This window comes from Pseudogemmobacter faecipullorum, from assembly GCF_020539525.1.
In the GTDB taxonomy this organism is placed as follows: domain Bacteria; phylum Pseudomonadota; class Alphaproteobacteria; order Rhodobacterales; family Rhodobacteraceae; genus Pseudogemmobacter; species Pseudogemmobacter faecipullorum.
The window spans coordinates 1-19,779 of record NZ_JACDXX010000008.1 but is presented as its reverse complement, the minus strand read 5'-3'; the positions used below and the strand labels follow the sequence as shown (position 1 = coordinate 19,779).

Annotated in this window: 21 protein-coding genes and 3 pseudogenes; 10 read left to right on the top strand and 14 right to left on the bottom strand. The window is 57.9% G+C overall.

The window, feature by feature from the left end; translation table 11 throughout:
• The first annotated feature begins 1 nt into the window (after window position 1).
• The 4 genes from H0485_RS09925 to H0485_RS09910 are packed head-to-tail and all read left to right on the top strand — an operon-like array spanning window position 2 to window position 3,049.
• The gene (locus H0485_RS09925; protein ID WP_435531492.1) at window positions 2–946 is read left to right on the top strand and encodes an ABC transporter substrate-binding protein; all 945 of its coding nucleotides are present in this window, start codon (window positions 2–4) and stop codon (window positions 944–946) included.
• Window positions 943–1,620, top strand: coding sequence for a thiaminase II (gene tenA, locus H0485_RS09920; protein WP_226935217.1), 678 nt, complete (start codon window positions 943–945; stop codon window positions 1,618–1,620). Before H0485_RS09925 ends, tenA begins: the two co-directional genes overlap by 4 nt.
• Complete coding sequence (locus tag H0485_RS09915; protein WP_226935216.1) at window positions 1,617–2,324, top strand: ABC transporter ATP-binding protein; 708 nt, start codon at window positions 1,617–1,619, stop codon at window positions 2,322–2,324. Before tenA ends, H0485_RS09915 begins: the two co-directional genes overlap by 4 nt.
• Window positions 2,321–3,049 (top strand): ABC transporter permease, encoded by a 729-nt coding sequence (locus tag H0485_RS09910; protein ID WP_226935215.1) that lies wholly within the window; start codon window positions 2,321–2,323, stop codon window positions 3,047–3,049. Before H0485_RS09915 ends, H0485_RS09910 begins: the two co-directional genes overlap by 4 nt.
• A gap of 770 nt (window positions 3,050–3,819) precedes the next feature.
• Here H0485_RS09910 and H0485_RS09905 read toward each other — a convergent pair.
• The 11 genes from H0485_RS09905 to H0485_RS09855 all read right to left on the bottom strand — a co-directional run bounded on the left by H0485_RS09905 (window position 3,820) and on the right by H0485_RS09855 (window position 13,820).
• Window positions 3,820–4,887, bottom strand: coding sequence for a rolling circle replication-associated protein (locus H0485_RS09905; protein WP_226935214.1), 1,068 nt, complete (start codon window positions 4,885–4,887; stop codon window positions 3,820–3,822).
• Window positions 4,888–5,084: 197 nt separating this feature from the next.
• A complete protein-coding gene (locus tag H0485_RS09900; RefSeq protein ID WP_226935213.1) occupies window positions 5,085–5,771 on the bottom strand; it encodes an N-acetylmuramoyl-L-alanine amidase in 687 nt (228 codons plus the stop codon).
• Entirely contained in the window at window positions 5,771–6,100 is a 330-nt protein-coding gene (locus H0485_RS09895; protein ID WP_226935212.1) for a hypothetical protein, read from the bottom strand. Before H0485_RS09895 ends, H0485_RS09900 begins: the two co-directional genes overlap by 1 nt.
• Window positions 6,097–6,549 (bottom strand): hypothetical protein, encoded by a 453-nt coding sequence (locus tag H0485_RS09890; protein WP_226935211.1) that lies wholly within the window; start codon window positions 6,547–6,549, stop codon window positions 6,097–6,099. The genes H0485_RS09895 and H0485_RS09890 overlap by 4 nt, the downstream gene beginning before the upstream one ends.
• A 2-nt stretch (window positions 6,550–6,551) precedes the next feature.
• On the bottom strand, window positions 6,552–8,135 hold the full coding sequence (locus H0485_RS09885; protein WP_226935210.1) for a hypothetical protein: 1,584 nt from the start codon (window positions 8,133–8,135) through the stop codon (window positions 6,552–6,554).
• A 91-nt stretch (window positions 8,136–8,226) separates the two neighbouring features.
• Complete coding sequence (locus H0485_RS09880; protein ID WP_226935209.1) at window positions 8,227–9,126, bottom strand: hypothetical protein; 900 nt, start codon at window positions 9,124–9,126, stop codon at window positions 8,227–8,229.
• Window positions 9,126–9,347, bottom strand: coding sequence for a hypothetical protein (locus H0485_RS09875; protein ID WP_226935208.1), 222 nt, complete (start codon window positions 9,345–9,347; stop codon window positions 9,126–9,128). The genes H0485_RS09880 and H0485_RS09875 overlap by 1 nt, the downstream gene beginning before the upstream one ends.
• Complete coding sequence (locus H0485_RS09870; protein ID WP_226935207.1) at window positions 9,347–9,640, bottom strand: hypothetical protein; 294 nt, start codon at window positions 9,638–9,640, stop codon at window positions 9,347–9,349. Before H0485_RS09870 ends, H0485_RS09875 begins: the two co-directional genes overlap by 1 nt.
• Before the next feature lie 48 nt (window positions 9,641–9,688).
• Window positions 9,689–10,678: an AAA family ATPase gene (locus H0485_RS09865; protein WP_226935206.1), complete on the bottom strand. Its 990-nt coding sequence runs from the start codon at window positions 10,676–10,678 to the stop codon at window positions 9,689–9,691.
• On the bottom strand, window positions 10,675–13,014 hold the full coding sequence (locus H0485_RS09860; RefSeq protein WP_226935205.1) for a TnsB C-terminal domain-containing protein: 2,340 nt from the start codon (window positions 13,012–13,014) through the stop codon (window positions 10,675–10,677). The genes H0485_RS09865 and H0485_RS09860 overlap by 4 nt, the downstream gene beginning before the upstream one ends.
• A complete protein-coding gene (locus H0485_RS09855) occupies window positions 13,014–13,820 on the bottom strand; it encodes a hypothetical protein (protein WP_226935204.1) in 807 nt (268 codons plus the stop codon). Before H0485_RS09855 ends, H0485_RS09860 begins: the two co-directional genes overlap by 1 nt.
• 451 nt (window positions 13,821–14,271) lie before the next feature.
• On the opposite strand from H0485_RS09855, the gene H0485_RS09850 reads away from it, so the two are divergent.
• From H0485_RS09850 to H0485_RS22000, 4 genes and pseudogenes are all read left to right on the top strand, one after another.
• Entirely contained in the window at window positions 14,272–14,727 is a 456-nt protein-coding gene (locus tag H0485_RS09850; protein ID WP_226935203.1) for a hypothetical protein, read from the top strand.
• Between the two features lie 2 nt (window positions 14,728–14,729).
• Window positions 14,730–15,563: a hypothetical protein gene (locus H0485_RS09845; protein WP_226935202.1), complete on the top strand. Its 834-nt coding sequence runs from the start codon at window positions 14,730–14,732 to the stop codon at window positions 15,561–15,563.
• Between the two features lie 136 nt (window positions 15,564–15,699).
• Entirely contained in the window at window positions 15,700–17,214 is a 1,515-nt protein-coding gene (locus H0485_RS09840; RefSeq protein WP_226935201.1) for a DUF6880 family protein, read from the top strand.
• A gap of 33 nt (window positions 17,215–17,247) precedes the next feature.
• Window positions 17,248–17,381: pseudogene (locus H0485_RS22000) on the top strand (IS5/IS1182 family transposase); the annotation flags it as partial.
• A 504-nt stretch (window positions 17,382–17,885) separates the two neighbouring features.
• Here the strand turns inward: H0485_RS22000 and H0485_RS21850 are convergent.
• The 3 genes and pseudogenes from H0485_RS21850 to H0485_RS09825 form a co-directional block, all read right to left on the bottom strand.
• Window positions 17,886–18,149: an IS4 family transposase gene (locus H0485_RS21850; RefSeq protein ID WP_226935429.1), complete on the bottom strand. Its 264-nt coding sequence runs from the start codon at window positions 18,147–18,149 to the stop codon at window positions 17,886–17,888.
• 47 nt (window positions 18,150–18,196) lie between these two features.
• Window positions 18,197–18,277 (bottom strand): annotated as a pseudogene (locus H0485_RS21845) (transposase); the annotation flags it as partial.
• 155 nt (window positions 18,278–18,432) lie between these two features.
• Window positions 18,433–19,248 carry an IS4/Tn5 family transposase DNA-binding protein gene (locus tag H0485_RS09825; protein ID WP_226935200.1) on the bottom strand — a complete coding sequence of 272 codons (816 nt, stop codon included), beginning with the start codon at window positions 19,246–19,248 and terminating at the stop codon, window positions 18,433–18,435.
• On the opposite strand from H0485_RS09825, the pseudogene H0485_RS09820 reads away from it, so the two are divergent.
• Window positions 19,166–19,432: pseudogene (locus tag H0485_RS09820) on the top strand (transposase); the annotation flags it as partial. The gene H0485_RS09825 and the pseudogene H0485_RS09820 overlap by 83 nt on opposite strands.
• A gap of 187 nt (window positions 19,433–19,619) precedes the next feature.
• Window positions 19,620–19,779 (top strand): transposase (locus tag H0485_RS09815; RefSeq protein WP_226935427.1); only part of this gene is annotated, 160 nt, incomplete at its 3' end.

Sequence of the window (19,779 nt, the reverse complement as noted above, 5' to 3'; positions counted from 1 at the left end):
TTTGAAGCGCTTCGCCTTTGCTCTGGCCACTGGCCTGTTCAGCGCCGCACCCGCGCTGGCCAGCGAGCCCCTGACGCTGATCCTCGACTGGTATGTAAACCCTGACCATGCTCCGATCATTCTGGCGCAGGAACGCGGGTTCTTCGCCGATCAGGGGCTGGAGGTTGAGATCATCGCCCCGGCAGATCCGACCGAGCCGCCAAAGCTGGTGGCGGCAGGGCGCGCCGATCTGGCGGTCAGCTATCAGCCGCAGCTGCATCTTCAGGTGCATGAGGGGCTGCCGCTGATCCGGGTCGGCACGCTGATCGCGACGCCGCTGAACTGCCTGATGGTGCATGCGGATGGCCCGGTGCAGAGCCTTGGCGATCTGCGTGGCAAAAAGATCGGCTATTCGGTCTCGGGGGTCGAAGAGGCGATGATGTCGGCCATGCTGGCCTCGGTGGATCTGACCATGGCCGATGTTGAGATGATCAATGTCAACTGGTCGCTCACCCCCTCGCTTCTGACCGGGCAGGTCGATGCGGTGATCGGCGCCTTTCGCAATTTTGAGCTGACGCAGATGCGCCTCGCGGGGGCCGGGGGACGCTGCTTCTACCCTGAGGAAAACGGCCTGCCCACCTATGACGAGCTGATCTTCATCGCCAATGCCGAAAGCCTTGATCACGACCGGATCAACCGCTTTCTGGCGGCGGTCGGGCAGGCCGGTGAATATATGCTGAACCATCCCGAGGAAGCTTTTACGATTTTCGCCGCCAGCGGCCCCGATCTGAGCGATGAGCTGAACGCCCGCGCCTGGAGCGATACCCTGCCGCGCTTTGCCCATAGCCCGGCCGCGCTGGATCACGGGCGCTATGCCCGTTTTGAGGCTTTTTTGCATGCGGCGGGCCTGATCCCCTCGATCCTGCCGGTGGAGAAACTGGCCATTGATCCGGGGGCAAAGCGATGAGCGGCCCCGATTACGGCGAAAGCTTTGCCGCCTGGCGGGCCGCGGCGGGCGAGACCTGGCAGGCCTATAGCCGCCATGCCTTTGTCGAAGGCCTGCGGAGCGGCACCTTGCCCGAAGCCGCCTTCCTGAATTACCTGCAGCAGGATTATGTGTTTCTGATCCATTTCTCCCGCGCCTGGTCGCTGGCGGTGGTCAAAGCCGGTTCTCTGGAGGAAATGAAGGCCGCGAGCGCCACCGTCCATGCACTGCTGCATTTCGAGATGGATCTGCATATCCGCAGCTGCGAGGCCGCAGGGATCAGCCGCGAGATCCTCGAGGCGACGCGCGAGGCCCCCGAAAACCTGGCCTATACCCGCTATGTGCTGGAGACCGGCTATTCCGGCGATTTTCTCGACCTGCTGGCCGCCCTCGCGCCTTGTGTGCTGGGCTATGGCGAGATCGGCGCAAGATTGCTGCGCGAGAGCGGCGAGACCCGCTATCGCGACTGGATCGAAACCTATGGCAGTGCGGAATATCAGCAGCTTTGTCGTGACACCGGGGCGCTGATTGATCAGGCCGTGTGCTCGCGGCTGGGAGGTGAGGCGCAAAATCTGCCACGCTGGAAAGACCTCGAGCGGCATTTCATCACCGCGACCGAGCTTGAGGCCGGGTTCTGGGGCCTTGGCCGCGCATGAAAGCTGTCACAGTGTCGGGTCAGGTCTGCATGGCCGGACGACCGCTTTTCGCGCCGCTCACTTTGCAGCTCCGGCCAGGCAGCTGGACCTCTCTGCTGGGGCCGTCGGGGGTGGGCAAGTCAACCCTGCTGCGCCTGATCGCGGATCTGCCGATCGGCGGCACCTTTCAGGGAAGGGTAGAAAACCGGGTTCCGCTCGCCCTGATGGCCCAGGATCCCGCTTTGCTGCCATGGCTGACGGTCCGGCAGAATGCCGCTCTGGGCGCGCGCCTGCGCGGCGAGCGCCCCGATCAGGCCCGGCTCGCCTCTATCCTCGAAGAGACCGGCCTGGCCGGACATGGGGCCAGATACCCGCCCGAACTCTCGGGCGGGCAGTGCCAGCGGGTTGCACTGGCACGGGTGCTGATGGAGGATCGCCCGCTCATCCTGCTGGATGAGCCGTTTTCGGCGCTGGATGCGCGGATGCGCCTGATGATGCAGGATCTGGCCGCGGGGCTGCTGAAGGGACGGACGGTGCTGATGGTCACCCATGATCCGGCCGAGGCCGCCCGCCTGTCGGATCATATCTTTGTTCTGACCGAAACCGGCCTGACCGGGCTGCCCCCGCCGCAAAGCCAGCCGCCGCGCCTGCCGGGCGATGCTGCGACCCTTGCCTGCCAGGCGGCCCTGCTTGCGCAGCTTATCACTGAGGGCATGATGCCATGAGACGGCTGTTTCTGTGCGGGGCGATCTTGCTGGGCCTGTGGCAAATGCTGGTCCTGGCGGCAGGCCTGCCGCCCTATCTGCTGCCGGGGCCCGGGCGCGTCGCCGAGGCTCTGATCCTGCATCATCAGCTGCTGGGTGCTGCCGCTTTGCGGACCCTGACCGAGATCCTCGCCGGTTTTGCCCTCGGGGCGGGGGCCATTCTGGCGATTGCCATGACCGCCTTTCCCGCCCTTGGCCGCAACCTGCGGCCGGTGCTGCTGGTCACCCAGGTCATCCCCATTTTCGCGCTGGCGCCGATCCTGACGCTCTGGCTCGGCTATGGCATGGCGCCCAAGATCGTCGTCGCCGCCCTGATCTGCTTTTTTCCCGTGGCATCGGCCTTTTCCGACGGGCTTGAGCGCAGCTCTTCGGCCTGTCTCGAGCTTGCGCGCACATTAGAGGCGAAGGAATGGCGCATCTTGCTGCATATCCGCATTCCGATGGCCCTGCCGATGCTGGGAAGCGGGCTGAAACTCGCTGCGGTCTATGCGCCTGTCGGGGCGGTGATCGGCGAATGGGTGGGTGGCTCCGAAGGGCTTGGCGCGGTGATGATCCATGCCAATGGCCGCATGAAGATCGACCTGACCTTCGCGGCGCTTGCCATGGTAAGCCTGATCGCGCTGACATTCCACATGATCATTGGCCAGCTCGTCCACCGCGCTTTCCGCCACTTCGGGCCGATCTGAAAAATCGGTCGCTACAGCCCGGAAAAGCAGACAGAACCCGGATTGTATTTATTTCTGTGGCGATGTGTTCGCAGGCAGGAAAGACTGCCTGATGGAAAGACTACGCCACGACAGGCTCAGGCGACACGATCTGCCTGAGCCTGACAATTCCGGCGCTGAGATGGCACTGAACGCATAATATGAAAAGTGTAAAAGACAACTTTCACATTAGCGCATCTTGTGGATGGCACAAGATATAGGGGGAGTCAATAGGGGTTGACTACTTTTTATGCCGTGATCGAATCAGGAACAATATCACTCGGCACCGAGACTTTACATTATGCAACATTGCACAAATCGAACCACGCCCCGGCCACCTACAGCCCTGTTTGGAAAGAGCGGTGACCGGGGCTTAGTGCTACTTGTTCTAATCGGGCGAATGCAGCGCGCGCAAGCGAATGGGCAGGCCATGCTAACTGCTGAACGTAGCGCCCTTGGAAACGTAGCGCGGGGGGACAGGGGAAGGGGTTTCACCCCCTCCCCTATCCCCCCGAACCCCCCAACCCCTCCCCCTTGTGTTTTAGGGGAGGGGGAGCCTTTGGCTCTGTAAGCTCGACTTAGACCGTTTGCGCAAAGCGCCGAATAAAACGATCCAGCTTACCGGGGATTAGGATTTGCGATCACACCATGGAACGAAGGAGCGGGAACCGCCTGAACCCTTCTTGGTGGTATCAGTAGGACGAGCCTTGCAAGTCTGCGGCTCAGGAGATTTTAGGGTTGCGTTAATGGTCTCAGAACGGACCGTCCGGGAGGTATTTGCAACTTTCGTGGCGGACGGAATATTCGACACCGTGGTCCTTGTGGTACCAATAGTATTCGACCTCATCGCCCTCGTATTCGATACGAGTGATACGCCCTCCTGAAATGAGCGTATGCGGGTCTTCAAGCTTACAGCACTGATAACAGATACAGGGTCCGGAAGCCTGCTCCGCGCGACGTTTGTCGCGGAAGTTTGAGTAACTTTCGAGCTGGCGACCGAGCTTTGTGATTTTGTGCTTGGGGTCGATTTTTTCTTCGATGAACGTGCCATTGAGGATTTCCATATCTGACTCGTTATCCGAGCAGCTTGAGAGCAGGGCGGACCATTGAGGCGCATTGCGCCCATAGGTCCAGAGAGAGCGCTTGTTAAGCGCCACGAGGTGCCAGAGCAGCTTCTTGCGGAACGAGCCGCTAGGCTGCCAATAGCCTGCGAAATCCGGGATTTTGATATTGAGAGAGGGAAGCACCGAGCCGGTGGCGTCGAGGGCTTCCATTTTACGAATGAGCCAGCGCTCGCCTATGGCTGGACGCTTGGACATTCTGAATAGACCAGTAGCGAAATTCTCGGCTTTTGCTTCGCGCATCGTACCTTGCGAATTTTCGACAGTGAACTGGTCTTTAAGACAATACGAAAGGACGTAGGACATCCCGCCTTGATCCGGCTCCTGAAATGTTACGAAGCCGAAGGGCCAGAGCGACCAGTTGAGGCGACGCATATGCTTGCCCACGCTGATTAATGAAGCTCTGTCAGTGATAGGGCCGAATTTACCAGAGATAGACCCGGCCTGAGTGAGATCCACATCAGAGAAAAGAACCATGTGCCAATGGCAGCGGCCATTGCGGTCGCCTTGCTCCCCGGCACAAATGAAACGGACTGTATCAGAGAGCTTCGCGCGGCGAAGGGCTGACTTGAGGCGCTTAACAAAAGCGCGAACGTCCGCATAGCAGAAGAAACGAGCGCCGTCCCGGCCCTCTTGGGTTTCATCGGAGTAAGTAAGCGCAACGCAGAGAGCGTGCTTGTTTTCGGCCTTTTCGGCCATGGCACGGGCTACCCATCCGTGCCGGCGGGTGGCAATGCATTCGTCGCAGGTGCGACATGCAAAGGTACGGCCATCTTGGGTGATCGGACGAGTACACACGGGAATTGAGCCTTTCGAGTGTCTTTAAGTGCATACAGGAACAAGGGATGCACAGGACCCCGCCCGCCGTATTCACTAGGCGGGCGGGGAGGCTGGAATTATTTTCGAGCGTTTTGCCTCATTTCTTCCAGGCAGATTTTCTTGGCAGGCTTCACAGGCAAATCATACTTTCCACCAAGGGAAAGATAATGATCATGGCTACCGGTGTAAGTAATGAAGCTTTCTGCATTAATGCGCGAGGGCTGACCATTCTGCATAAGCAGATGGATATAATCATTATTATACAGCCTTTCGGAGGTCTCCCACGCTGCATAGGTAGGACTAAGAAGCCCACCCTTTGTTAAGAGCCATTCATCAGAATTAACCATGAAACCGGGGCAAAGCCTTTTAGCGTAGTCATTATGACCGCTGACCTTAGTCAGCCCCGGGAACTGGCGAAGAAAGATCCTCAGAGCGCCATACTGCCGCTCAGTAAAGTAGTCATAAAACTGGCCAATACGCTCAATCTTTACACTCTCGATCAGTAGAATGCCGATAGTTCCGGAATTCTTCCCAAGGGTATGAGCGCCGATCATGTCATAAGGGCGCCCCTTATAGACGACGCCGCTTGGCATAATCAAAGCATGATAGCCAAAGCCGTTTTTGAAGCCTCTCTCAGTATGCCACTGATTAACTTTAGAGAAGACTTCAAAGGGGCTGGCCCCCTTGAAGTAACCTGTCGGGATCGCAGCGCAATGCAGAATTGCTTCGGTTACAGGGACGCGATTTTTGCCATGGAAATACATCAGTGCTTCACTTCCTTGAAATGCCCGCCTTTGGTGACTTCATAATTGCGGGCCAGCTCATAGACGTTGCCATAGCTGGCCACATCGACCCGATAGGTGCGAGCAGTGATCCGCACCGCCATTTCGGCAGCGTGAAGGAAGTCAGGGGGCAGATTGTTACCGTGATCGTGGCTCTGAATTTCAAAGCCGTTAGTGGTCAGGACTGGCTCCCATTTTGCGGGCCAGCCGTGTTTGACGAGCGCTTTCACCACGAGCGTGGCGAAGTATTCCAACGCGCCCCGATCTTTCGGGACGCGCCAGATGCGCTTCACATAGCGCCGTGATGTCATGCCGGGTCAGGCTCCGGCGTGACTGGCTCGATCACAGGATCAGTTTCAGGGGCAGGGGAGGGCGCAGGGTTCTGCGGGATACGCTCCATATTCTGCAGGGCGCTCATGCGGGCGTCGATGGTTTTCGACATGGATTGGAGTTTACGCATAGAGAGCGCCATCTGCAGGGCGTTAGTGGTCGCACTGGTGGGCCGGAAATCGGGGTTAGCGCCGCTTTCGAAAGCGCCTTCACCGTATTCCTGAATACCCACAGACGAGCGAGGCGAGACAACCTCGATGCCTTCGGCGATCTCCATAGTGGCCCCCTCAGGGGCCAGCTGGAGATATTGCAGGGCGGAGACGATGCCAGGCGGAACGTCGACCGCACGAAGAAGTTCACCGTCCGGCGAGACGTACTCGATGCGACCGCCCTTTGCAGAGACGAGGGAAGATTTAGCGGTGATATTCATGATCACTCCTGCTCGAAGATATCTTCTGCGCCGATGATGGCGAGGGTTTCGACCGGGGTCGGACCGAAGATCATCGGGGTTTGAATGACCGCGTTGCTGGTCACCGTGTAAGTGCAGACCTCTGCATTCTGATCCGCGAACGGATAGTGCGAGAGGTTTTCAGGATAGAGGATATTATTCGGCGTGACCGACAGCGGAACGTTAAGCTGCCAGACGGCGGTTTTGTTTTCGACCGTCGAGGCGTCGAGACGACGCGAGAGACCGTAAGAGACATAGGTCTTTTTCAGTTCATTATGGCCGACATAAGCCGCCACAGTGCTTTCGCTTGCAGCAAGGATATTGCTGTCAAGCTGACGCATGGTCACCGGCACAGGATCAATTTTCAATTCATCCGCGGCGAAGTTATCAGCGCCCCAAGGTTCGGAAAGAATGGGGTGGGGCTGACTGGAAATAGTTTCGTCAGGCTTCACAGTGCAGAATGTGACGATCATGCCGCCGAGCTCAGTGCGTGGGATCGGCACCGAGAATTGCATGGTGAGACCCATATCAGAGCGCATAACATCAGTCTGAATACCAGAGGTATCAGTTGCGCCAACGATATTGCGGCCGAATTGCTGGGTTTGCTGGTGGATCACGAAGGGAGTTTTGCCACTGTCAACAGACAGGCCATGCGCCCAGCGAAGGACCATTTCCTCGCCATATTCGGGATTATCATCCACGATCTGGCGCATGGTGCGAGTCAGACTATCCATTTTCTCGGCATTATAGAAATCCGAGAGAGAGACACCACCGGCCACAAGGCCATTCAACTGAGCGAAAACTTTCGGCGCAAGAGTAGCGCCAGTGCCAGAATTCTCAACAGCAAGACGACGACCCGAGGTGTTATCGCTCATTGCGACAGGAACAGTACGAGAAGCAGAAGAACCAGCATCAAGCTTTGCAGCAACGCTACCCGTAACCGGGTTAGCAGCTTCAAAGCCAACGCCCGAAACGGGCAGCTGCATATTCGGAATATCAAGCTGCACAGCGCCGTTGATACGGTCATCAGGATCAAGAACAGCGTTGAAGCGATCAAGGACCGTCTGACCGATCAGGGCGGGGGTGACCACATTATTCGTGGCGAGAAGCTGCGTTGCGTAAGTGTACTTGCGCAAGCGAAGATGATTGACAGCCGCGTTATGAGCAAAGAGCGCGGCAGTCAAAACGCGCTTATTGCCAGAGATACTGACCGGGTTGATACCCATCCGGTCCGAGATTTCACCCGGCGAATGGTCGAGGCCGAACAGGATTTCACCGTTGGCCAGTTTTTCACGCAGAACCTCAGTAAGCCCCGCATATGCATCATTCGGGAAGCGCAGGGCATACATGGCCTGCACCGGAACAAAGACCGAAATGAATTCTGCGGTGATAGGCGTGATCATACGGCCAGCGATAGGGTCCAGCTCCATAGTGATGGACTGAGACAGCATCCCGCCTTCATTGCCGCGCACGGCCACAGCCATGCAGGGATTGAGTTTTCCAGCGCGAGTACGATCGACAATAGTCCGATGCTCCCGGCGCGTGTTGCGAGGGGTTTGGAAGCTCATTGAGCTTTTCCTTTCGGGCGAATTTTGATGATGAGTTTTTTCGCGGTCCGCTTCAAAGCGGCCCGGCGTTCAGCGCATTTCTTGCAGCGCTTCATTGGTTTTTGCGGTGCTTTTTGGGAGGGTTCCAAGTGGTCCCACCCGGAACGCGCCAGAATGGCTTCCCTTGCTCATTGTAGCCGTCAGGATTCACATCATATTTTTTACCGTTCCACCAATCATGGGGAGACAGACCAAAATTTGAAATGAACTTGTTACGGCCATAGGTGCCAACGCTGGTGCCGATATCCCATGCCTTATTGCCAGCATAAATCCCGGCAAGGCTTGGATAATCGTACCATTGCAATGCCTCATCCCCATCGAGAGTGGGAACGCGCAAGCGCCCGAAATACGGGTTATCGATGACCATGAAGCCACTGTGGGTTTTGACAGGGCTATCCTCAACTTTACGTCGAGGGTCAGTCGCCTCAGAAGTGGGGAGAGGTGTTAACCCAGAAGGGTCTGCAGAAACAGCCCCAGAACCACGAGAAGCATTGACGCGAGAGACAGAACCAGAAGCTGGTTGACCATTCGATTTCCCCAAGGCGGACGCAAGCGAAGGCACAGCCTCGGTTTGCGCATAGATCCCGCCTACTTTGGGCCGAATGGTCTGACTGTCAAGCTTGCGCTTAAGCTCTGCATTTTGGTTAGCCAGCCGGGTGACCTGCTGGGCAGCAGGGTCCATCCCCTTATCTTTCCCGCCGAGGTTATCAGCGAGAAGCATCATAGCGTTGCCGATGCTCTCACCCATGGAGGGGCCACCACCATAGGCTGTGCCACCGTTGGTAGGCGTGTTGAGAAGCGTCAGGGGATTGAAGCCAAAGTCCTCAGAGGCCAGACGAGCGCCGCGTGCGGCATCCCAAATCTGGCCATCCATTTTATAGAGCTTTTGCTTCTTACCGAAGAGACCGCCGAGGCCACTGATAATGGCTCCGGCTCCCGCAAGGTCGACCATCAGAACGACCCCCGCGCCTTTTTAAGGTCAGCCCGCAATTCGGCATGGGTGACCCAAAAAATATCGCAAACAAGCTCAGCAGCGAAGGGAAGGTCATCAACCTCTGTCCAGCCAAGACTGTCCAGATACGGCACAAGCCGCCAGATTGCTGACCAATAATCTGAGACAGGCTCACGGCCATAACGGACATGATCCGTCTTTTCGATGGATGAAAGCCGCATCAGGCCAGCCCGGCGCAGAATGCCTGAAAATATGCCGGGAAGAAGAGAGAGACAGTGCCCCCGATAAAACCCAGAAGCATCGGGAGAACAGCAGAAACCGACTTTGCAGAAAGCTGGCTGTAAAAACAAGACCACTTTTGCCAAGCTGCAAATTCGGCGATATTTAAGTAAACAATATCAATTACTTGATTGGCATCATTTTGCAGATCATAGTTATTTTGCCAGGCGTTCAGGGATATTCTGCCAGGCTGGGCATCAGCCTTGAGACCCGGCACATAAAAAAGGACCGGCACAGTGCCGGTCCTTTGGTTCGCTCAATCTGAAGTCATTCGGGTCTGAAGTCAGCGCCATCGATGGCCTTTTCTCGGCGCGTCTTCCTCCTCATCGTGAACTCCAAACCTGATATCGGCCCAATATTCATTGAGATAGACGTTGCTCTCGGGACTGCATCCCTCCTGCAGTTCATAGTAGTCGGCAAAATGGAAATCCGTGAGGGACGTGTCGCGCTCACGTAAAGCCATCTCAATCGCACCGATGATGTTTTCGATGCAGCGCCCGAACAGATTGCGAGATCCGTGGATCAGCCGCTGTGGCAAGTCATCACCGACTGCGACCCCCAGAGCAGCGGCAGAAGCATAGCTTTCGATGATCGATCGGATCCTGTCGGCGTAGCTGTAGGGGTCCAGCGCGGGTAGCTTCATCTTTGAAAACCGGCGGTCCAGCTGCTCGTCGCTCTCGATGATCTTGAGAAGATCGGGCGTGCCGCTCAGGATCACGATGACCGGAAAGGGCGCCTGCATGAAACTCTTGATCGTTCTGAGCATGTTGTCCTTGCCCACACTTTTCAGGTCCTGGGCTTCATCAATCCAGAGAACCCCGGTCTGCTGGGCGGCAAAGCGACGTTTCAATTGTTCGGTCAGGCTCAGGGGTTCGTCTTTGTGACTGACGAGATTGTAACCGCTGTTGGTCAGGATAATCCGCAGAAGCGCGCCCAGGGTTGCAGGGGATGGAACAGTTGCCTCGACATAGTGCTGCCGGTTGCTGAGCGCAGGGTGTGTCCTCAGCATGTGATTGACCAGGGTCGTCTTGCAGCCCCCCGGCGCGTGCGTGACCAGAATGCCCCTTGTTTCCCGACCCTGAGCGAACAGCGCTGGCCGCGCTGTAAGCCCACCGCCGGCTTTGACTTGAAGCAGCCGATCGAAATGGCGGCGCAGTTGGGTATCCCATTCCGTGCTGACATGCATCTGCCGGAGCCCCTCCAGCACAGCGTCAACGGAGGTCGGCAGCGCTGCAGTTTGCAGCTGATCAGCGGTTTCGATCTGCGTGTTCATTTGGGTTTGTCTCCTTTGGATGCCGGGTTTTGGGCCGGGGTGAGTTTCCACTCGTTGTCTGGCGCCGCTTCAGCGCGATCGTTCGGCTTTGCAGGCCTTGTGCGCAGAGATGTCGGGGGTGGCGTTTCCGGCCTGTGAGGCTGGTCGCTTCCTTTCCGTGCCAGGTAGGCCTCAGTAGGATGGAGGATCCGGCCCCCGGTCTGCGGCCGTTCGCTCACTGTGTCTGCACTTGGCACCCGCTCTCCGGGAAGCTGGTCGGGATGCTGCAGCATCTTGTCGGACGGTCCGCTTGCACGCAGGGCTGCCTGCCTGAAGCCCGTGGTGGTCTCGTGCTCGGCTGCAGCAAGCTCCTCGGGGGATGGCGCCTGGATGTATAGCCCACGCGAGCTCCGGGCATTTTGCTTCACCGCATCCATCTTTCTGTAGACTCTGAGGATGCAGTCAAATGGGTACGCAGCCCTGGCTACGCCACGGGTCCGAGACTTTGCGGCTCTCCATTGCACGCCGTTCAGGCCTTTGGCGCGTGGATCCGTGCATTCCAGCGTATGCCAGCTGCCATCGAGGAGCACAGAAATGGCGCCGATGTCATTGTCCCATGAGCGCACTTCAACCCTGTGGTCGTCGTTACGCTTGAACCATTCGGCCAGTTCTATGGAGTGGTAGTAGACGTAGTTGGAGAAGATACCCTGACGCTGCACGGTGCGGAATTCGGGAGTGCCGAATACCATCCGCATTTGGTCCTCTTCGGGCAGGGGACGTGGCCCATCAGCAGCGCCCTGGTAAGAGTCCCATACCTCAGCCGGAGTAGCACCGCCCAGGCCGTCATGGGGCGTATGATGGTAGGCATCAACGATCCAGAGCAGCACGAGATGTTGCAAATGGTCGAGGGTAAGTGCCGCATCCTTCTCAGGTTTGCGATCTCCGCGCTCGGCAATGTTCCTCCCCGTCGCGCCAGGGGATCCGGTGGAGACTTCGACATTCAGCCGCCCAACCGCCCGCTCGACATGACCACGCATCTGAGGAATGCCGGCAGGCGATTTCTCAATCGTAATCTGGAATTCACCGCCGGCTGCAATGAAATCGCCGGCCCTGAACGCAGGGCCATGATCGGTATAGATTATTTCCGGACGACAGTGCATGTGCCATGTTTTTTCAAGACCAAAGAGCTCCGTCATGTAGCTCTTGTCGGTCATGATCATTTGCAGTGTCGCCAAGGCGGACGCGGCAGCCGGATGTGCACTGATATGGGCCGCGAGGATCACCCGCGTCTTCACGTCAATCGCCACAGTCAGATGCAGACGGCCGGTTCCGCCGTCCCAGCCCATTTTCTTGAGAGCTGCCGGAGCCAGTAGCTGCTTCAGCCCCGGTGCTTTCTTGAGGCTTTGCACATCCAGCGTAACCTCATCAATGATGACGATTTGCCCAGGCCGAGCAGCCAGAAGTTTGCCATAGACAGACCCAAATCTGGCCCGGGCGACTGACATCCCCTCGCGCGCCAGACAGGTTTGGAAAGGGTCCAGCTTCTTGATTTCAGAGCGAATGGTTTGATCGCTGGGGCATTTCAGGAGCTCTAAACCGTTCGCTTCACGGTCAAGATTGGCCGCCTGAAAGTCATCTTTCGTCCAGCGGATGATGTCACATGGACGTGGGCGGCTCCGGCATTGAAACTTCAAGACGTTTCTGACCATCATCCAGAGCGCGGCATCCGACATTGACCGTCTGCTGCTGTCGGACCGCAGTTTCCGCACCAGGCCCAAGGCGCCGTCGGTAGAGTAGCGCTTGGTCCAGTCACGGATTGTGCGTTCCGAGGGGAATGAGCCGCTGCCAAAATATTCGACCTCGATCTCCAGTCGCTGGTGCTTGTCGAGGTTCTCCAAATGCTTCGTGCTGTCTTCTTTTACTGTCTGACGAAGCAAGCGATGCTCATCACCAGTCAGCTTGGCCCGTCGCTTGATCTTTCCGCCTTCATGAAGGTCATTGAACCTCTGTATGAACTGGATCTTGATGTAGGTCCGACACAGCGTATGTGCAGGCTGTGCCGAGGCCAGGGTCAGGCGAGGATCTGTCGGCAAAATTCCTAGTCTGAGCCCGGAATTATGGCGAAAGCCGAAGCTGCTTTCAGCTTCATGCAGCTGCGCAGGTGAGAAGAGTTCCGGCTTTGCGCCATCGATATCCTGCCGAAGCAGAGAGATGCCTCGGGATTTGATTTCGCAGACGGCATATCTGACACTGTTGATGTTCAGAATGTCGCCCACTGCGTAGCGGTCACAGATGTCAGAATAGCCAGGAATGCGCACGGTCTTCATGGCTGGTGCCAAAGCAGAGTTCGCTCCCATTACAGGCCCTCCCGAAGACTGATCAGGGCATTTCCATGGCTGAGCCCGTAGCTGTGGAGCCTTGCGACGCGCAGCCCAAGCAACCGAAGGATGGCATCACGTCCGCGGCGGCCAAGCTGAACACGATCAATCAAATCCTGATAGGAAACAGGGGCTTGTGCTTCTGTCAGAGCAGCGCGCACGGCTTCCTGTGCCACCTCGTCATCCTCTCGCACGGAGAGGATCAGCAGCGCGTCATCCGTCGCGGTGGGATTGATATGCTGATCTGTCAGAAGGCGAACAGCGTCCAACTGCCCAGTGCAAACAGCATACTCGGCAATTTTTGGCAGCTTCTGAGAAAGCGTCGAGCCATCATAACGAAATTTGGGACGAACTGACCAACCAATGGCCTCGCCATTGTGGCCAAGGGTCAACAGGTCGAAATAGTGGGTGAAGGTTTTCCCACCTTCCGTCCAGTTAAACCCAACCTGTTCCTCGATATAGCGAACGCCAGGGTTGAACATCAGGGCCAGCGCATGGTCGCGCTCAAGCCGGCTGTCGAGGATAAGGATCTGTCCGCCTTGGGCTGGAACCGGCAGGTTGCAGATGATGCTGCGATGCGAAATTCCCGCGGATGCACGATCTGTGTAGCGGTCAGAGGTGCTCCCCCGTGATGCCCGCAAGCCTGATTGTTCCTTGCGGGCATTTTCGGCAAGGACCGCATGGGCATTCAGGCGATCGCGCAGCGAGCACTTCTGCCTGAATGGCGGCTTGCGGGGTGCTTTTGCCCCGAGTTCTGTGACTTTCTTTGCATCCTTGAGCTTCATCTGTGATCCCCTGAGGGTAAGCGGTATCGGCCGCTGAAACGCGCATCGCGTTGGCGGGAGGGAGGAGGTGTGGCGCCGGTTTCATGCTGCTCGTCGGACAAGCCTCTTCCGTTCGCAGTCCTGAGGACTTCGTTCAGCCTTGAGGCATAGTCAGGTGTGATCCTCGATCCCGGGTTGATGCCCGAGATCGCAACAAGCCGTATGATGCGCCGACGTGAGGTCGATGCTTCTTCTGGTTTTCGTTATGGTCCTCTGCCTGTCTGCCAAACCCATCAAGGCTTCCGCACGCATTTGAAGACTGCGCAGGATCTTGCCCTGGATTTATCCAGATTCAGAGTCTTTTATTTGTTATCAGTGCCTTAGCTCGGAAAAACCTCCGCTTCGGCATTTGACGAAATCATCTATTCGCCGCCCCGAGACCGCGAGGTCAGGGCAGGGGTGTTGCAACCCCTTGGCTGGCATTTTCTTTTCTGGGGGAAAATCAGAGCCAGCTGACAAGGCTGAAGGCTCCATTTGCATGGTCTGGGTTTGTGAGAATTGGGACGGGTTTGATTTTCCCAATTCCGCAGACACGAAAGACCGTAACCCGATCACGGCAAAGCCGCCTCCCAGTGCCCAGTGGCTGTGGGAAACCGCATCAACGATTCGAATCGAGGCGGCGCCTTGGCAAGGCTTCGCCCCGATCTTCGTCGCATCTGTGGTCTTGTCCTGGATCGTCATTGGTCCGGTTCTCATGTCTCACAAGGCGGAAGATAAAGCACTTCGGTGGGCGCAAAAGCCCCCCCTGGAAGATTTCATGTGGATAGCGCCAAAATTTTCCCTGGAAAATCCAGGACTTAGCCACGGCCTGGGTGCCAGGGTAATGAAAACAAAGGGGATTTTTTCCGCAATGGTTGCGCCGAAATAATTTTGCGCCTTGAGGTTGCTGGCCGTCCGACCCAGGATCAATTTGGCGCGCAGGTCCACTTTTGCCAGAAACGCGCCAAAGACGGAGACCTCCAGGTGCTGGCATTCAGAGCAATTCCCGACGAGCACGCAGTGCTTGGATGCTCCCCGATTCTGCGGGGTGCGCGTCTCATTCTGGGATATGCGGCCGAGCACGGCGGGATTGAGCTGACCCAGACCAAGGCCTTCAAGCGCAGTTTTGTTGCCTGGGCACTGGCGGAATTCGATTGGCCGCGGGAAAGAAAAGATCAGCCTTATGCCCTGGGGCGTGCCTTGAACGAGCATGACTTCCCGCCGCTGCAGATGCTGCACTACCTGCTGATCTCGTCCCGCCTTGCTCAGCACCACAAGGGGCGCTTCCTGATCACGAAGAAAGGGACAGATCTTCTCGGCAAGCCCGGCGCGCTCTTCGACGCGATCGTCCCGATGTTTGTCCTCCAGATCGACCATGCGGGGTTTTCGCGGTTCGGAGAAGGTGTCGCGGGCAATTGGGACATCTGGCTGAACGTCATGAACCAGATCCTCGATCTGGAGCCGATTGAAGAACGCGTGTTTTCAGCCTTCTATGGGCCAATCGATGAGCGATCGCATGACAGGTGGCGAGAGCTCATCAACTTCCGCCAGTCTGTTCTTGAACCGCTGAAATGGGTGGGACTTGTCCAGTTCAGGACAGTTGCAAATGCGGATCGACCCCAACGGATCTGTCGCAAGACGCCTTTGTGGAGAGAGGCACTGGTTTTGGATGCCATCGATACTGGCTGGGGCAGAAAGCCCAGTTGCTCGTGCGGGGTGATCTAGGGTTTTGCTGAAGCGAATGTGGCAGTCCGGGTTCTGGACGCCCAGAACGAGGCCGGTATTACCGCACACTGCTGGCTCATTGTCCGTCTGCCCCGTATCCGGCATCAAACCATGACCCATTATGCCCGGAAGCCCCATGGCCCGTAAACCCGCCCTCTCCAAAGAATCCCTCACCGCCCTCGGCGCAGAAAAGCTGGCTGAACTTGTCTTCGACGAGGTGCATGTCAATGCAGGTTTCAAACGCCGTGTGAATGCGGCGCTTGCCGGCAAGTCCGGGCCGGAAGCCATAACGAAGCTGATCGACCGGCGGCTCTCGGGACTTGAGCGGGCGCGCACCTTCATCGACTGGGACAAGGAGCGCGCATTCAGGGATGATCTGCAGGGGCTGTGCGACAGCATCGTCAAGGAGCTTTGCCCCGCCGGCGCCGATCTCGGAGCATCGCGGCTGATCCGCTTCATAGCAACCCACGATCAGGTCTTCCAGCGTGTCGACGATTCTTCCGGTAAGCTCCAAGACATTTACTGGCAGGCCATAGAGGCCATGGGGTCGGTTTCTGCCCGGCTTTCAAGCGCGAATCTGCCGCAGATCATCATGGCCGCGCTTGGCGAGACGGAACACGGATACCTGAAGCCGATTGCCGAGCAGGTGGTGCCACACCTCTCACCCGAGGTGCTGGCCATCTGGGATGCCGATCTTTCTGAACGGATCGCGGAGCGTGACGCGGCGGAGGCAGGCCAGCGCGCGCGGGAACGCTGGTTCTTTTCCATGACAGGGCAATGGCGAGAGATCCGGCAAATGATCGCGACCGCATCCGGCGATCTGGACCGGCTGATCGCCATTGAGGCGGAAAAACCGGAAAGGGATCGCGACACGCTCGATATCGCGCGCCGGTTGTTGGATGCGGGGCGGCTCACCGAGGCGCTCGACTGGGTGCGGCGCGGTGGCCCTAAAGCGCATCTTCAGCCTTTCGGCATCGAGGACGAGGACGAAGATCCGCCGGATCGCAGCCCGCTGGTTCGGCAGTCCGAACTCGAGGCGCGGATATTGCGGGCGCTGGACCGCACGCCAGAGGCGCTGGCGCTCCTGTGGGACCGCTTCCGCGATACGCTCGCACCGGTCCTGCTGCGGGCGCATCTGAAGATGCTGCCGGACTTCGAGGATATGGAGGCGGAAGAACGGGCCATGACGCTGGCTCTGGCGCATCCGGACACCATGGCCGCGCTGAACTTCTTCCTCGCATGGCCGCGGCGGGATCTGGCGGCCGGACTTGTTGTAGCGAGGCATGCGCAATGGGAGGGCCGCGACTGGCACATCCTGCCCGAGGTTGCGGATCAACTGCAGCACGAGCATCCGCTGGCGGCAAGCATCCTTTTCCGGGCGCTTCTTGATGATATCCTGCGGCGGGCGCGCTCCAAGGCCTATGGGCACGGGGCGAAGTATCTGCGCCAGCTTGATTTGCTTGCCGCAGAAGCGGATGCGGATCCTGCGCGACCTGCGGATTTCGATGCTCATGAGGCGTATCGCGCGAAGCTCCGTGCCGATCATGGGCGAAAATCCGGGTTCTGGGCACAGTTCGGCGAGCCGCTGTCAGTCCCGAAATCAGATTCATTCAAGAGAGGACGACGACCGATTTGGAATGTCGGCGACTGATCATCAGTCAGCGCCGAAGAATTACGTCTGGCGCTGGCGATGTTGCTGGAACGGCGGAGCGCCATCGAACCAGAGATCGGTCATATGAAATCGGGCGGCCGTCTGGCCATATACCCTCTGAGTGGCATGATCGACTTTCCGTATTCGCCGTGCTCAGGGCTTTTGGGGCCCCACATCCGATTGGTCTGCCAAGGGGTGTCAACGGCGGCGCATTCAAAAGCTCTTCTCGATCCACTGTCCGCAGCCCTTAGAGATACGTATCCTTGCGGTGAGGCTTGCAATTACCCACAAGTGGTCACCTACCCACTTGGCCTTGCCTGAGCACAAGCGATCATGATTCGTCATGTGGCACCGAATAATCGAGGTGCAGGCATGGGGCAGAGCTGGGTGGAAACGGAAACTGTTGTTCCGCCGTGCCTTCTTCGCCAGGCAATATGCATGCTTGGCTGAGCCTCCCGGCCTCAGGCGGTCAGCAGTTTGGGAAGTCTCGCGAGATTGTTGGCGGCCATCTTCTACAATCCGCAGCTTGTCCTCATCGCTCCAATGGCGACGCCGGCCGACTTCATCGGCGGTGAAAATCTCGATCGAGGGAGAATGTGTAGAATATGACATAAGGCAATGCCTTAAGCCTATTTGCAAAAACGGGGCAGACGGCCCTCACCGGCTTGCAATTACCCATAAGTTTCCGGCGGCGGCTTTGCCATGCGTGCTCCTTCGAGGAGATCAGAGAGACGCGATAAGCCCCGCCAGATGACTGTGGTCCCAGGTGGCGGGTCGGACGTTCTGTCGATATAGCCGCCGAGCCGTGCATAGAACGCCAGGTCGTGCGATGCCTGGCGCATTCTGTCCGGCGTTGCACATTCGAGTAGATGGCGCTCTTCGTCTGTAAAAACTGCCGCAGGGTCTGATGCCGGTGTCTCTCGGCTATACAGCACAGTGCAATGCAGTTGGCCAGACGATCGGCCGTGGCAAGACGGAGTTCCTCGATCCGGCACCCAGTCTTCAGGGTTCGGAAGAACGTCTCAATCTTCCAGCGCAGCGCATACCATTCAAGTTTGTGCACCGCGTCCGTGTCCGCGTGAGTTGCGACCGGCAGGTTCGTGATCAGCCTCCCAAAGATGGGTGATCGGCCTTCAGGCGGGTTAAGCTCTTCGGCATGGATGATCTGGAGCTCCTGGTGCCGGTATTGCCGCTGCTTACCGATCGGCGGCCGGACGGTCAATCTTGGGGCGGCCGAACCGAAAGCATCGCGCAATGGTTTTTGCCCTGCGCGTCGCGGAACCGGACCTCGTGCGTGCCGCTGGACTGCACTTGTGCCATGACCTTGGAAATGGTTGTGGTGCCATCCTCCGCCAGGCGAACGACGCAGCTCCGGACGACGAAGTTCGTCCCGATCTCCTCTGCGAGGCAGTAGAGTTCGTAAATGTCGCTTTCCCGATCTCCGACATGCACGCAGCGCTCAGGTGCGCCTGCCAACTCGGTAGACAGGCGCAGGTTGTCCAGCCAACGCATGCTTTCCTTCTGCTCGATCGGGACGCGGGTCGGGTTGATCTTGCGTTTGAGCGCTGCGGTCCCCTTAAATTTTGAACGCGACCAGAACTTGGCCGCTGTCAGCCCGAGCGGCAAGCCCTCTGGTGTGATCGCCAGACTTGCATGCATCAGGAGCCCACAGATCGCATGCTTCTGGTAGCGGCCTTCCTTGAGCTTGCGGCCGGTCGACACTTTCGTAAACCCGATCTTCTCCGGCGAAGCGCGTTTGAACGAAAATTCTGTGGTGTCCTGCAGGATCAGGACAGGACCGTCGGTTGCCTTGATACGCAGGGCAGAGGCGGCGAAATGGCCCTCAAGAATCTTATCTTCACTGACATTTCCGTTGGAGAAGAAGCGGTAGGCGGCCTTAGTGTTCGACCAGTCCTGAAACGCCGTGGGCAGAGATTTGCCAGGGCGGGGCCTCAAGGAGGCCGGCGATCGCCTCTTCAGCTTCACCCGCTTCGATCCGTCGCAACTGAAATCCGCACGGACCACCAACGCCATTGAGCGTCTGAACGAGGAGTTCCGCCGCCGCATCAAGACCCAGACCGTGCTCCCCTGCGCCGAGACCGTGCCGATGCTGCTCTGGGCGCTCTTGGCGTCAGGGCAGATCCAGATGCGAAAGGTCGATGGCTGGGAAACCCTTTCTCAGCCTCTGGTGCCGATGTCCCTTGACCTCGCCGCCTGACTGGAGCCAATCTCACATGCTCGGAGCCCGCTGCTCGGCAATTCTCACCACATTCGCGACACAACCCTTTGTTTTGAGAAATGATACACGCTTATAGTGATTAATTTGCTTAAGCATTTGAAAAGGCTCTGTTGCGCAAATCCCGTGAGGGATTCATCTCGTGAATCCAATATGGTAGCTGGGGTGCATGAGCAGACCCACCTCCCCGACCTACAGGACTAGGAACTGGCCAGCCTATAACGATGCGCTCAAGCGCCGGGGTTCGCTGACGATCTGGTTCGACCCCGAGATGAGCTGGGACGCTGCGCCGACAGGCAGGCGTGGCCGCCAGCAGACCTACAGCGATG